Source organism: Thermoanaerobaculia bacterium, from assembly GCA_035593605.1.
Taxonomy (GTDB): Bacteria; Acidobacteriota; Thermoanaerobaculia; order UBA2201; family DAOSWS01; genus DAOSWS01.
Map to the genome: position 1 here is coordinate 42,960 of DAOSWS010000023.1, position 13,983 is coordinate 56,942.

General features: G+C 48.0%; 14 protein-coding genes. 4 read left to right on the forward strand and 10 right to left on the reverse strand.

Features of this window, described 5'->3' with window-relative positions:
- Positions 1-125: 125 nt before the first annotated feature.
- Positions 126-941, reverse strand: a complete 816-nt coding sequence (locus PLD04_11645; protein HXK68988.1) for a class I SAM-dependent methyltransferase — start codon at positions 939-941, stop codon at positions 126-128.
- A gap of 536 nt (positions 942-1,477) precedes the next feature.
- On the opposite strand from PLD04_11645, the gene PLD04_11650 reads away from it, so the two are divergent.
- Positions 1,478-1,906, forward strand: coding sequence for a hypothetical protein (locus PLD04_11650; GenBank protein ID HXK68989.1), 429 nt, complete (start codon positions 1,478-1,480; stop codon positions 1,904-1,906).
- 356 nt (positions 1,907-2,262) lie between these two features.
- A complete protein-coding gene (locus PLD04_11655) occupies positions 2,263-3,201 on the forward strand; it encodes a hypothetical protein (GenBank protein HXK68990.1) in 939 nt (312 codons plus the stop codon).
- On the opposite strand, the gene PLD04_11660 is transcribed toward PLD04_11655, so the two are convergent.
- The 9 genes from PLD04_11660 to PLD04_11700 all read right to left on the reverse strand — a co-directional run bounded on the left by PLD04_11660 (position 3,179) and on the right by PLD04_11700 (position 12,102).
- Complete coding sequence (locus tag PLD04_11660; GenBank protein HXK68991.1) at positions 3,179-5,041, reverse strand: hypothetical protein; 1,863 nt, start codon at positions 5,039-5,041, stop codon at positions 3,179-3,181. The genes PLD04_11655 and PLD04_11660 overlap by 23 nt on opposite strands.
- Before the next feature lie 208 nt (positions 5,042-5,249).
- Positions 5,250-6,317, reverse strand: a complete 1,068-nt coding sequence (mnmA, locus tag PLD04_11665; GenBank protein ID HXK68992.1) for a tRNA 2-thiouridine(34) synthase MnmA — start codon at positions 6,315-6,317, stop codon at positions 5,250-5,252.
- Positions 6,314-7,240: an ATP-binding protein gene (locus tag PLD04_11670; GenBank protein ID HXK68993.1), complete on the reverse strand. Its 927-nt coding sequence runs from the start codon at positions 7,238-7,240 to the stop codon at positions 6,314-6,316. The genes mnmA and PLD04_11670 overlap by 4 nt, the downstream gene beginning before the upstream one ends.
- Positions 7,233-7,433, reverse strand: coding sequence for a hypothetical protein (locus tag PLD04_11675; GenBank protein ID HXK68994.1), 201 nt, complete (start codon positions 7,431-7,433; stop codon positions 7,233-7,235). The genes PLD04_11670 and PLD04_11675 overlap by 8 nt, the downstream gene beginning before the upstream one ends.
- The gene (gene larE / locus PLD04_11680) at positions 7,405-8,238 is read right to left on the reverse strand and encodes an ATP-dependent sacrificial sulfur transferase LarE (GenBank protein HXK68995.1); all 834 of its coding nucleotides are present in this window, start codon (positions 8,236-8,238) and stop codon (positions 7,405-7,407) included. The genes PLD04_11675 and larE overlap by 29 nt, the downstream gene beginning before the upstream one ends.
- A gap of 9 nt (positions 8,239-8,247) precedes the next feature.
- Positions 8,248-8,964: a HesA/MoeB/ThiF family protein gene (locus tag PLD04_11685; GenBank protein ID HXK68996.1), complete on the reverse strand. Its 717-nt coding sequence runs from the start codon at positions 8,962-8,964 to the stop codon at positions 8,248-8,250.
- A gap of 87 nt (positions 8,965-9,051) precedes the next feature.
- On the reverse strand, positions 9,052-10,596 hold the full coding sequence (locus PLD04_11690) for an NAD(P)(+) transhydrogenase (Re/Si-specific) subunit beta (GenBank protein ID HXK68997.1): 1,545 nt from the start codon (positions 10,594-10,596) through the stop codon (positions 9,052-9,054).
- 10 nt (positions 10,597-10,606) lie between these two features.
- Positions 10,607-10,885 (reverse strand): NAD(P) transhydrogenase subunit alpha, encoded by a 279-nt coding sequence (locus PLD04_11695; GenBank protein HXK68998.1) that lies wholly within the window; start codon positions 10,883-10,885, stop codon positions 10,607-10,609.
- A gap of 2 nt (positions 10,886-10,887) precedes the next feature.
- A complete protein-coding gene (locus PLD04_11700; GenBank protein HXK68999.1) occupies positions 10,888-12,102 on the reverse strand; it encodes a Re/Si-specific NAD(P)(+) transhydrogenase subunit alpha in 1,215 nt (404 codons plus the stop codon).
- Positions 12,103-12,470: 368 nt separating this feature from the next.
- On the opposite strand from PLD04_11700, the gene PLD04_11705 reads away from it, so the two are divergent.
- Together PLD04_11705 and PLD04_11710 are read left to right on the forward strand one after the other, a co-directional pair.
- On the forward strand, positions 12,471-13,415 hold the full coding sequence (locus PLD04_11705) for a hypothetical protein (protein HXK69000.1): 945 nt from the start codon (positions 12,471-12,473) through the stop codon (positions 13,413-13,415).
- Positions 13,416-13,439: 24 nt separating this feature from the next.
- Positions 13,440-13,931: a hypothetical protein gene (locus PLD04_11710; GenBank protein ID HXK69001.1), complete on the forward strand. Its 492-nt coding sequence runs from the start codon at positions 13,440-13,442 to the stop codon at positions 13,929-13,931.
- Positions 13,932-13,983 lie beyond the last annotated feature (52 nt).

Here is a 13,983-nt window from a genome sequence, read left to right on the forward strand (position 1 = left end):
TCTTCCGACCCTAAAGGTAACAAAACGATGTATTTTCTTAATTTCTGATTCTCCAGATTTATGCACGGAACACTGATATGGTGCTGAAAATATGAAAGCTGTATCAAATATATTTACCAAGCGAATTAACGAAGTCCATCCCACCACTGAGCAGGACCTTCCGGAATAAGGCATTTTGTGTCATCAAGAAATTCCTTGAGATGAGGAATTGTATCCTGTGCCACTTCTCCATCAGCGATTTTTGTCGTAAACATTTGTAGTAAATATGAGGTGTCATGGAAATGAAGTACGTGCAATCCTGCTCCTTTGACGAAGCGGTTTATCTCTTGAGGTGTTGAGAATCTTACTCGATGTACAGGTTTTTTCTTGTCTTTGTAAGTATCTAACTCGTATTCAAAACGTACGAATCCCCATTCATCCAGCAAGTTGAACAGGTCAAAATAGAAAATTCCATGGGGCTTCAATATGCGCTTGATTTCTTTAATGTACTGATAGACATCCTGGCAATCGATGTGGATAAATACGATGTGAACGTATACTACGTCGAACGAATCATCCGGGAAGCAACTGAGATCATTACTGTCAATCCTTTGAAGCGTGACATTCGGTAAGTCTTTCATCCGCTCTTTTGCAATACTAATGAATCCCCCTGAAACATCCACACCCACCCATTCCTTGCATACTGGGGCGAGTTCTTTCCCAATACGTCCCACACCGCAGCCGATTTCAAGAACCCTTTTATTCATGTCAATCTTGAGCGCTCGCTGCATCCTCTCGGCGGTAGCACGTCCGCTCTTTATCAGTGCTTCTTCTGATGGTGAGTGGTTCATCATCTCGTAGGCAGACGACTTGTCACGGCCAATGATTTCCCAGGGGCGGCGATAACTATCCCCCCAAACAAATACTGAAACCGCCAATTTTAAACGTTTAAAGATATTCATGCATATTCCCTTTTTAATCAATCCAACGGACATCTTAATAGCAAATCCAAAAACAAAACATCAATTTCGATTCCATCCTTTCACATGTCATTCGAACTGTCAATGCGTTCAACGTCTGGAGTGATAACTTTTGTGTTGGATACTTATCCTGATCTCACATAGCCATTAGCTTGCAATCGTGTAATCGTCGGAAGGTTTCGGTGCGTCTCCATACCGAGGAAAATCTCCCATAATGGTGTTCGCAAACCTTTGGAGAGGCGGTTGATCGTCTTGAGATTTGGAGCACATTTCCCCAGTTCTATCAGGCTAATGTGGGTAAGGTGTAATCCTGTTCGCTCGGAAAGAGTTATCTGGCTCAATCTTTTCTCGTGGCGTAAATCTTGTATCCTCGTAACAAACCTGACAAGAATTTTATTCATGGGTAACTCTCCCTTCGCTATAATGGTACTTCACCTTGATTGCAAGGTTTTGCAGAATAGATGTCGCCTCATCATGTTCGGGAAATGTGGTGCGTATCACATGCTATACTGCGACCAATGAGGATTCTCGCTCTTCTCTTCTTTTGCTTGGGCTTGTATTCGCTTACCGCGCAAATCATCACAGGTATAAAAAATCCTTTTCTGTGGAGCGTACAACCTGAGAAGAGTCTCTTTGGCACGATCAGCCCTTCTGCAGAAGAATATTTCTTATTCCTGCAAAAAATTCGTGCAGATATTCCAAGTGAACAGCATTATGCGCTGGTACTGCCTGAGCAGTTACAAGGAAAGTACCAGAGTTACCTTTATGAGTCCATCTATTATCTCCCAGGAAGATTTATCCATCCATCGTACTATTTTCAATCGTCACAGAATGTCCAATTATCTGACGTTGATTTCATCATCTCTTACAAGTGTCACCCTGAGATATTGCATACGAGTATCGTATTGCAGACTTCGGATGGTGCTCTTTACAGGGTTGTAAAATGAGCGTTATCCTGTATGTTCTCTCGATTCTCGTTCTCCTCATTCCCGGGGCCGCAATTGCTTCTTACTTAAACTCAGAGGTCGATGATCTGTTCTTTTGGGGCTTTCTCTCTTTGTTTTACGGGGCTACGTGCACCGCAATGTGGATGACGATTCTCGGGTTGTTCTCCCTCCCCTGGACTCTCCCTACCATCATCCTGCCCATCTGCATTCCGAGTGTTTATGTTTTGTACAGGAAACGGAAACACATCGTACTTCGTTTAGAGAAGTCTCAACTCCTATTTTCCTGTGTGGCCTTCCCAATATTAATATCTTTGACAATCAGATCATTGACAGGTACGGTTTCCCATTGGGATTTCATGCTGCACTGGGCGGCAAAGTCAAGACAGTACTATCTTGGACACCTTTTCGATCCTCAATATCTCTTGTGGCCATGGCATCACCACTTGAAACCCGACTATCCGCACCTTGTCACGAACCTCTTTACTTTTCAGGCCCTGATGATGAGCCAGTTCAACGATCGGCTGATGATGCTGAATGATGTCATTTTCGTTGCAGCATTGTTCTATGTCGTATTCATTTTAATCAGAAAGATCGTTTATCAGTGGTACGTGTCATTCATGGTGTTCCTTGGGTTTTCCCTTCTTTTTGTCTCATTCGTTATTAACACGCGAACAGTCGGTGGAGCGGATCTGCTTTTCTCGTCGCTAGCAGGGTGTGTTGTCTATTATTTTCATGAATACGGAGAGCGCCGCCAGTATTCGGCATTACGAAATATGTTTATCTTCCTTGGGATTTTGTCTTATACAAAATTCGAAGGATTGTTTTACTCTGCTTTGTTTTCAGTGATGATCGCGATCTGTTTATTTGTAAAAAAGCAGCATTTTAAGATGATGTTGCGCTCTCTTCTCTGGTACGGCTGCATCGTAGCACCCTGGTTGGCTGTAACGACCTACTTTCACTTAAACACGCAAGCATCCGCTGGTTCGGCAATCCTTTCGAGAATCGGGCTTCTCCCCGCGTTACTGCAGGGGTTCCTGGAAACGCTACTCCAACCGACGTGGTATGGGGCGTGGATCTTTTTTGCTACGTCATATGCCTATATTCTCGTGTTCAGAAAGAGAGTGGGATTGTTACCCATTACACTTCTACTGCTTTGCATTTACCTGGTTATTTATCTTACCAACTCTGATCCGATTTATTACCTGCAATCTTCACTTGGACGATTGCTTCTTCCTCTCTTTGTCCTGTGTGTCTACGATTTCATCTCTGCTTTCAGGGTCCGCACGGCTGCGTGAGACAGCGATCCGTCCCTTCCGGTCGGCAAATATTGTTCGAGTCCTTCCCGTACGCCCCCTCAATGTAATGTGTGGAATCATGCGATACCACAATGAAGTACCGGTCTCCTGACGGGTACTGCACATACCATTCACTGGAGTACAGCGGGTCCTGTTCGCAGTCATGGGAGTAGTAGTTGCCAATTGTCCCCTGGTAGACTGCGTAGTGGTGCGCTCTTGAGGAATCATCCCAATTGAAGTACATCTGGTTGCTTACTTTGCTGATCTTAAGATTATTGACGGATTGAGTTGTGTAATAGTAAGCGGATTCCCATACACTAACATCCAAGTCTTTATAGATGACAGATTCGCTTCCCTGGCAAGAGACACAAGAGCCAGGAGGGTATTCTCTCGTCGTCATGAACAGCATGATGTGTTGGTCTTCTTCGGTGCTGGAGATTTGGGGATGGTTTTTCGTGCAAGGCAGCGTTCCAGCATGGAACCTTGTATGGCAGACATTACTGCTTCCTGCGTGAGGATCTTCTGTGCCGCCGATTGGTCGAAAATAATCCCAATGAATCAAGTCCGTTGATTGAGACCAGAAGACATAAATTTCTTGATTGAATCCAGGCTCGCTGATTGGTTGCGTGACCATTATATACCTGTTATCCGCCGCGTAGTAGAGCAGATCAGCGCGATCAGGAGCGATATTATAGGGCACTGGTGATCCTTTATACATGGCTGTAGTAGTTATTGGTTGTGCTATTGAGAAGTCCAGCTCCCCATTGGTCGTTCCCACCCATGTATTTGATGTCGTGTAATACTGCACTGGTCCAGGATCAATTCCATACCTGGTATCGCCATCCTCATTCAAAGTGACCCTTGCGAGGTACGTCGGTACTCCTCCGGGGAACCCTGACACTTGTGCTGCCCCATTTGGACCAGTAGGGTGGACAGTAACGTAGGAATAGGCTCTCTTTCGTCCATCCCCGTCCTGCTTGATGATCATCGCACCCGTTGGGACGATAGCCTTGATGTACTTATCGTTGCTCCTCAATACAGCGTTATTATAAAATTCCCAATGTCGCCCTTCTGCATCGGCATCGAAGGTATCGTACAGACATGTGGGTGATTCGCAGGGACTATCTGTGCATTCACAGGGGCCGCCACCATCGCTATAACCGGTTGAAATTGCAAGGTAAGTGTTGATCTTATCTGTTGCGACCCGTTCATCTTCGTCATAGCTCATGTCCTGATCGTTTTCGTCAATACAGGAGCCCCATTTGGGGCAATAGTACTCCTGTGAGTCACCTGAGCAGGGACATTCGACTGTCGTAGCAACATTACAATTGTCAATCGCTCGTTGATCATTCGGGTCAGGGCCATCAATGTAAGCTGCCAGGAGGAGTTGGATGCCGACGTTGTTCGGATAATAATTCCCTGCCTGAGTTGTTCTGAATTTCACTTCTGTAAAACGATCAACATCATGCTCTGTCGGTGAACAACTCGTTCTCAGTGGCAAGTGATACGTGCTAAGAGCGTTCAAACCACTCCATCCTACAGTACTCATCAGGCTACAATCGATTGTGCTCGCAGCAGTATGATCCACTGAAGAAAAATCAGAATAAGACTCTACAGTATTCACATAGCAAAGAAAATCATCGCCGATACGCTGCAACTCAGCACCCTCCACAAAATCAGCACAATTAGGCAATGTGGCAATGATAGTCTCATTGGAAGAATTATTCCGAATTCTCAGGCACTCAAATTCATCGGAAAAGTCCGTCTTGCAAAACATCAGGATAACGAGAAGAGAGAAAGGAACCCACTTATTACCGGACAAATAGGTTATTTTCGCCATAGGATACTAATAACGGCTAGACACAAAAGATGGAACAGAAAATATTCATCACTAAAGCTAAAAACTTCCGTTAGAAAGGCTGATTTTTCAGTCAAAGTGGATATGTAGATCAATCTATTAGGATTCTTATGCTTTTTCAACTGGATAACCGAACTGATTTAAAGATAACCGTTCCAGTAATTTACAAAGAGATTAAAGTACCTGGTAATTATTGATAACAGGAAAAAGGCAGAATTGTACCGGCTCCAATCACCCTGTCCCGGTCATCGTAAAAGACGGCGAGCTGTCCCGGTGCCGGGGCGAATTGAGGTTCATAAAACTGGACGGTCAGGTGCCCCGGACCTTCCTTCACAAGGGCGGGTGCAGGGCGATGACGGTATCGGATTCTCACTCGAAAGGTCCCGTTCCTGGAGCGAAGATGCCAGACCTGGGGAAGCACCTGGATCTCCGTCCTGCCTGCTTCGTCTCGATGGCCGACAACAACCTGATTTTTATCTGGATTCAATTCAATCACGTAGAGAGGTTCACTGGATGCAATGCCCAGACCCTTTCTCTGACCCACGGTGAAATAGACAATTCCCCGATGCGTTCCCAGAACGCGCCCCTGTCGATCCACAATTTCCCCCTGTCGGGGTTCCACACAGAATCGCCGGACAAGAAAGTCTGCGTACCCATCGGGCGGCACAAAACATACATCCTGACTTTCCTTTTTCGATCGCACCGAAAGGGAGAGGTGTCCCGCAATTTCCCTTACCTCATCCTTTCGAAGATCTCCCAGTGGAAAGGTGAGCATGGAAAGGATTTCCTGCGGCAGGAAGGCAAGAAAATACTCCTGCGACTTTTCCGGGTCCTCGGCGGGTTTGAGAAAAATGAAATCCTCCACGCATTCCAGTCTCGCATAGTGCCCGGTAGCGATATGGGATGCTCCCTCTTTTCGAGCCAGCTGTGCCAGGGCGAAAAAACGGACAACTGCGTTGCATCCGGGACAGGGATTTGGAGTCAGCCCCTTTCGGTAGTCCTCTGCAAAGGGGTGGATAACACGGTCCACGAAGGACTCAGTGTAATCGAGGGTTCTGTGAGGAATCCCAATCTGGGTGGCAACTTCCCTTGCGTCACGAACGTCGTCAAGATTGCAGCATTTACTGTTTTCTGGATAGAGAAGAAGGGTAACGCCCTGAACCTGAAACCCCTGTTTTACAAGAAGACTTGCCGCGACGGAAGAATCGACTCCTCCGCTCATGCCCACAAAAACGGTTCGATTCTGACAACTGTTCATAAAGGTTCCGGGGGGCTTACGACCGCTGAGACTTTCTCCCTCATCCGGCACACACTGCAGAGGCCCACCGTCGTCATCGATCCGCATTGATTGCATGGGGTAAGGTCAATGGCTTCTGGTTCCTCCGGTGGAAAAAGTGAGCCTTTAAGGGCCAGAAATCCTTTTACAAAACTCAATTTCGTTCCCGGCATGGCTGCTTCCAGGCCGTTCAGTGCCTCCTTGTACGAAAGACTTGTGGCTCTCTCGCTGTGAGGGCACTCTTCAACAACTGTATCCAGCCCCTTCATAAAGGCATAATGGGCCGTCTCGTACTCAGTCAGATAGATCAGGGGTTTCACCTTCCGGGCCAGGGTACCCTGCTCTCCCAGGGAAGGCGACTGACGCCGGATATATCCTTCCTGCCAGTGAAGCAGGTTACCCAGCAGGGTTGCGGCCTCGTCGTCAAGGTTGTGTCCCGTCGTGACCACATCAAAATCTTGAGCCGCTCGATTCATCAGATACCGCTTTACCGTACCGCAAACGGCACAGGGCGGACGCCGCAGGATGCGGGCAACTTCATCGATTCCCACTCCGAAGAGATCCCGGACACGATCAATCCTGATTGGGATGGAGGCTGTGGATGAAAACTCCAGGACTTTCTCCGTTGACATTTCCGAGTAGGATTCAATGCCGAGATCGATGTAATACCCAGTTACATCATAGTTATGATGATGGAGCAGGTGCAGCAGAGCGATGGAATCCTTTCCCCCCGAAACGGCGACCAGGATCCGATCTCCGGGTTGAAACATGGAAAAGGACTTGATGGCCTTAAAAACTTTCCTTTCAAAGGCTTCGAAATAGTGGTCCTGACAGAAGGCACTGTTGGAAGCCCTCAAATAGATCCGGGAGGCCTTCCCACATACGGTGCAACGGCGTTTAGCCACCCGAAATAACCCTGCGCACCTCGATGGACTGGTCCGGACTCAGCTTATCTCCCTCCTGAAGAAGAATTCCTTCTTCCCTGTCGATGACAAGGACTTCTTCCCGCCTCATTCCGAGTACGTTCAGCATTTCCCCGACGGTTCCCACAGGGTCCAGAGAGAGAACCTTAGTTCCCGGACGGATGTGAACGTTCACGGTCTTTCTCCAGATATTTGATGCCGGCAGGGATGTACCCTTCCAGATCCAGGGTGACGTGCTTGAAACCCAGCTGCCGCAAATACTCCGCGATCCGCTCCCTTTCTTTCAGAAAAGCGGTGATCTCTCCCTCAGGAAGCTCGATCTTTGCCACACCATCCGGAAAGGCCCGGACTCGAACCATGGCGTACCCAAGATCCCGTAAAAAGAGTTCTGCATCCCTTACCCTTGCGAGTTCGTCGCGATCGATGGGCGTTCCATGAGGGATCCTGGAAGCAAGACAGGCTGAAGATGGACGATCCCATCCCCTGATCCCCAGCTCCCGGCTGATCAACCGGATATCGTCCTTTGTAAAACCGAGTTCCAGAAGGGGTTGACGTACGCCACACTCCGCCTCGGCCTCCACGCCGGGGCGGTCTCCACCGGTATCCGAAGCATTGGTGCCGGAGACCAGGGTGTACCCTTCCGGAAGTACAGCCTGTATCCGTTCATGGTTGTACAGCTTGCAGTGGTAGCATCGCTTCGGTGAATTTACTTTGAACTCAGGATGATCGATCTTATCGTGAGCTTCGATCACCGTATGGTTGACACCCGTCTTTCCTGCGAAGGACGTTGCAAAACCGATATCCCAGGGCGGAGTAATGTCAGAAAGGATCGTGATCGCCATCACGTGGTCTGCACCCAGGACCCGTGCGGCAACAGCCAGCAGGAAGGTCGAATCGACTCCTCCCGAATAACTCACGGCAACATTTTTCATATCGTGAAAAACGCGCTCCAGTTTCATCAATTTCGTTGGTTCACTCATACTTTCTCCTTACTGATTCCTCAATGTTGAACATACGGTGCAAAAGGGGTCAACGTTTACCGTTACGGTCTGCATTGACCACGACCGCATATCCACAAAATGGAGGTTTCCTGCGGAAGGATCGTACAATTCCGCAAGTATGGCAAGTACCTCCTGAGCTTCCATTATACCCAACAGACCTGCCGTCGTCCCCAAAATCGGGGGTGTCCGGCTCCCGGGCTCTCCCTTGTAGATACAGGCCAGGCATGCCGTTTTTCCCGGCAGGATCGACATAAATCGCCCTTCCAGGCCCTCGACCTGTGCTGAAATCAGCGGAATCCTCTTTTGAACGGCCCAGCCATTCAGAACAAGGCGGTCTCTAATTGAATCCAGGCAATCTACAATCACATCCGGACAATCAATCCCAGCCAGAGATTCCGGAGTAATCCATAGATCCTTTGGAATCAATGTGATCTCCGGGTTAATGGCAGAAAGAGATTCCATCGCCGACAGGACTTTCGATTTTCCCAGGTCCTGAATCCCGTGGAGAATCTGACGATTGTAGTTGGTCATTTCCACACGATCACCATCGACAAGGATCAGTGTTCCCACTCCGGCCGCCGCCAGATAGATGGAAACCGCCGATCCGAGCCCGCCCAGACCTGCAATGAGGACCCGGGCGCGGGTTAACCTGTCCTGGTCAAACCCATCCATCATTTTTTGTCGATGGTAGCGATCTTCAGACATTTCAGGATTATATCACAGGTTGTGAGACTCAATATAAAAAAGGGCAGAGCCTGCGCCCTGCCCTGTTTTCCACTTTTTGATCCAATTTTATACTTCCTTCACCGCCTGAATAAGGTCAAGCATAGCCTTCTTCCCATCCGAAAAAAACATAAGTGTGTTCTCGGCGGCAAAGAGAGGATTGGGGATCCCGGCAAACCCGGGACTCAAACTGCGTTTCACAACAACAACTGTCCGGGCCTTGTCAACATCGATAATCGGCATTCCTGCGATCGGACTCTTGGGATCGGTTCGAGCCACTGGATTCACGACATCGTTGGCCCCCACGACAATGGCGACATCTACCTGCCCCATGGTTGGATTGATCGCTTCCATTTCCAACAGCTTATCGTAGGGAACATCGGCTTCCGCCAGGAGAACATTCATATGGCCCGGCATACGGCCCGCGACGGGATGAATGGCATACTCCACCGTTGCACCCCGCTCCTCAAGGAGATTTCCCAGATCCCGGACGGCGTGCTGAGCCTGAGCAACAGCCATTCCGTAACCCGGAACAATCACCACTCGGCCCGCACCATCCAGAAGCATCGCGATTTCCTCGGCGGAGGCGGCTTTAACGGTCTTATAGACTTCATCCGCATCCGGCGTTTCCGAGGTGGGCCCCATGGTTCCAAAGAGAACATTCGTAAGAGATCGATTCATGGCCTTGCACATGATGCTGGTCAGGATTATTCCGGAGGCACCGACAAGGGAGCCAGAGATGATCAGAACCGTGTTGGAAATCACGAATCCGGTAGCGGCGGCCGCCAGGCCGGAGTAAGAATTCAGCAGGGCGATGACGACGGGCATATCCGCCCCGCCTATGGACAGAGTGAGGACAACACCCAGAACACCGCTCACGCCGATCAGGGCCCAGTACAGGGGAATATCCTGCGGGTTAAGAACAACCAGGACACCAAAAAGGACCGCGCCTGCTGCGGATGCGATTTTCAACAGATCCATGCCGGAAAATCGTTCCCGCTTCACAAGGAGAAGACCCGCGATAATCAGAGAAGTTACAGCGATTACGACGGAAGAGACCGACAGTCCCAGATGAACGGCGTACCAGCATCCGCCCGCAGCGACAAGGAGCGAGAATCCATACTTAATGATTTTCTGCCACGCGTGCAGCTTCCATTTCACGGCAAGAAATTCCGCCAGCTTTCCAAAGGCGACATAGCTCCCGAAGAAGGTAACGGAGCCAATAATTCCTGACGCCACGGTGGCAATCTTTTCCTGCATACCCATATGGGTGGCAGTGGATCCGATGGCAGCAATAAGGGCCGAGGCGGCAACCAGGGCCGAAGCTCCACCCCCAAAACCATTGAAAAGCCCAACCATTTCGGGCATGGCCGTCATCTTGACCCGGACGGCGGAAATTGCACCGATGAGCGTCCCGACGGCAATTCCGATGAGGATATAGGACCATTCAAATCTGTCGGAAAGAAGGGTGGCCACGATGGCAAGCAGCATTCCCAGCGCTCCGGCCACGTTGCCCCGGACAGCTGTCTTCGGGTGAGCCATCCATTTCAGGTCATAGATGAAAAAAAGTGCGGCTACAAGGTAGAGGAGGTTTACAATGTTCTGAGAAATCATGGCTGGACCCTTATCGCTTCTTGAACATCTTGAGCATGCGGTGGGTTACAAGAAAACCTCCCACCACGTTGATCGTGGCAAAAGCGACCGCGACGGTAGCAATGATCCTGGACACTATCGGCTCGTTTATCGCTCCGGCCAGCATCAGAGATCCAATAATCGTAATTCCCGAAATTGCATTGGAACCCGACATCAATGGAGTATGCAGCGTTGGCGGGACTTTGGTAATAATTTCAAATCCTACGAAAATGGCGAGTACAAAAATCGTCAGTATCGCGACAAAATCCATGGCTATGCCTCCTTCTCATCCTGAGGTTCAGGCGAAACAAGCTTCTTCACAATTGGGTGCACTACAGCGCCATCCCGCAGCACCATCGTTTCTTTTACGATTTCATCATCCTTGTCCAGGTTGAAAGATCCGTTCTGAGCCATGTTCAGGGCAAAGTTGGATATATTCTTCGAATACATCTGGCTGGCATGGTGGGGAATCGTGGATGGCAGATTGACCGGACCCAGAATTGTGACTCCCTGCACCACGCAGGTCTCTCCCGGTTTTGTCAGCTCACAGTTCCCTCCCCTCTCCGCCGCAAGGTCGACAATGACCGATCCGGGCGCCATTCCAAATACCATTTCTTTGGTAACCAGAATCGGAGCCTTCTTTCCGGGAACCGCAGCCGTCGTAATCACAACATCATTCTCTGCCACGACCTTATGCATAAGTTCCCTCTGCCTCCGATAAAAATCCTCATCCATCGCTTTTGCGTATCCGCCGCTTCCTTCGGCACTCTCCGTTTTCAGATCAAGCTCAACAAATTTGGCTCCCAGGCTTTCCACTTCCTGCTTGACTGCCGGGCGAATATCATAGGCATGGACAATGGATCCCAGCCTGCGTGAAGATGCAATGGCCTGGAGCCCGGCCACGCCGGCTCCAACAACCAGCACTTTCGCAGGTGTGATGGTTCCGGCAGCCGTCATCATCATGGGGAACATTTTGGGAAGGGTCGAGGCAGCAAGGAGAACAGCTTTATAACCTGCGATCGTCGCCATGGAGGAAAGCACATCCATACTCTGCGCCCGCGTGATGCGGGGTATCAATTCCATCGAAAAAACCGTAACCTTTCGCGAGGAGAGAGCTTTCACTTCTTCCAGGGCGGTCAGGGGTTCCATCATTCCTATCACAACCTGGCCAGCTTTCAGCAGGTCAAGATCCTTCTTTCCTTCCTCCGGGTTTGCCCCCATGCTGCGTACCTGAAAAACAGCATTGGCGTTAAGGAAGAGGGCCTTCCGATCCTTTGCGATCTCCGCTCCCCGTTCCACATATTGATCATCAGGATAACCCGCCTGTTCTCCGGCTCCCGATTCAATAAGCACGGTAAATCCCTTTTTCAATAACGTCGGGACATGGGCCGGAACGAGGGCTACCCGGGCTTCACCCGGAAAGGTCTCTTTGGGAACACCTATGGTTACAGTGCCATGGGCCTGTTCTGAAGCAGACTCGGAACTCATGCACGCCTCCTTATCAAGATGGAAGTCAACCTGGAAATAAACAACGAAATCCCCCTTCACTTTATTTCCTGGAGGATTCCGGCGGTAGCGTCGCATAATAAATTCAAAGGCCGGTAAACCACCGCCAGACGCGAATCCCCGCAACCCGTAAATTCCCAACGATTGTGCAGTAACAAAACCCACTACATTCTTTCTTCCTGTCACGATTTGCAACAGGAGTGACTCAGAGTTTTATAACTCTGTTTTCAGAAGATGCTTATTTTATAAGGGTAATTCAGGACAAAATTCACCGGCATTGATTTTGCATTAAAGAATTGCATGCATCGATACGAAGAGAGGATTATAATGATGGTTACCGAGGAGGCAATATGAAAAAACTATTAACCATCATGTTATTGCTCATAACGGCTTCGCTAATGGCAGGGTGGAAGTGGGAGAAATTGGATACTGGAGAAGGACCACCGTTGTATGATGGTCCTGGCGATTATGTATACGATTTTCATACTGCATACAATCCAGTAACAGAAAAGATTTACATGACCTTCTGGCGCGACCAGGAGAATAGAACCGAAGTCTGGTCTTTCAATGGACAAAATTGGAAATTTGAATGTGAATCTTCTGGTGGAGACGAGTATGCTTACGAACTTGGATCATTAGTGTTCGATTTCAAACAACAAAAACTTATTGATATTCAATTTGTTGCATCGTATCCGACCCCTACAAGAAGTCAATTGTGTGCAATTGATTCCGGATCGTGTATCGATTGTTTTCTCGAATTCCAACCCGTTGCATCACTTGGATCTTTTGATACTAATCGCAATATACTCGTTATGCAAAAGACATCCTATGTTCAAGGTTTGATAGAGTATGACGGGTCTAGTATTAATGTTAACTACTATACATTAGTTGGAAATGCACAATATATGGAATATGATCCTATTCTTTCTCGAACAGTTTTATTGAGCATTGTTTCTGATAAAACGATGCTTTATGATGGTACAGATGTTGAATATCTTGACAACAACTTTCCAGATCGTGCTGGGCAATCAATCAGCATGGCTTTTTTTCCCGAATTGAGGGGAGTAGTCGTCTCTTTTATTAATGACTATAATTTTCTTTTCAAGCGTGATCATTGGGAAATATTGAATGGTGGAATAAATGATATCCCTATCGCCATTGTGGGAACTCAATCAAAAGCGATTCATTACTTCCCTCCTATGAAATCTCTTTTATTGATTGCATTTAATGCCGAGGGTCAAATAGTAGTATATAAGTTCGTAAATAAAGGCCATGTAAGGCCATTTAATAAATAATACGTTTTGCATTAGGAGGGCTGTATGAAACTTTTCATTTCTGTGGTGTATTTCTTTTGTGTTATTAGTACTTTTGCTGATTTAATTAATTATGAAATCTCCAATCCTCAATTGATTTTTGAGCCGATAACTGAATCGATTGAATCTATAGGGAACAATCAGCTATCCTCGAAATGGCAAAACCAATTTATTAATCAATATGGTGAAAAATGGACAATTCTCATCGATGTACGGGGAGGGACTCCAAGCCACATTTTTGGAAGTGGTATTCCTGTTATTCCCGGCAAAGGCAATGATTTGCCATTTAGCAAGGAGGCTACAGAAGATGAAGTGGTTAGTTTTGTAAAGGAATTCATAGACCATAATTCAGATTTGTTTGGAATCGATATTAGAGAGCTTAAATTATCTCAAGCTACTTATGTCGGTGAAAACTGGTACATCAATTTCGTGCGTAGATATCATGAGCTGCCTGTCATTGGAAGTGCTCTAATGGTCACTATAAGTAACGGTAATTGACCTGCCCCCCAAAAACTGATCCAGATTCTGTGTTAGTGTTTTAAAGCCCATT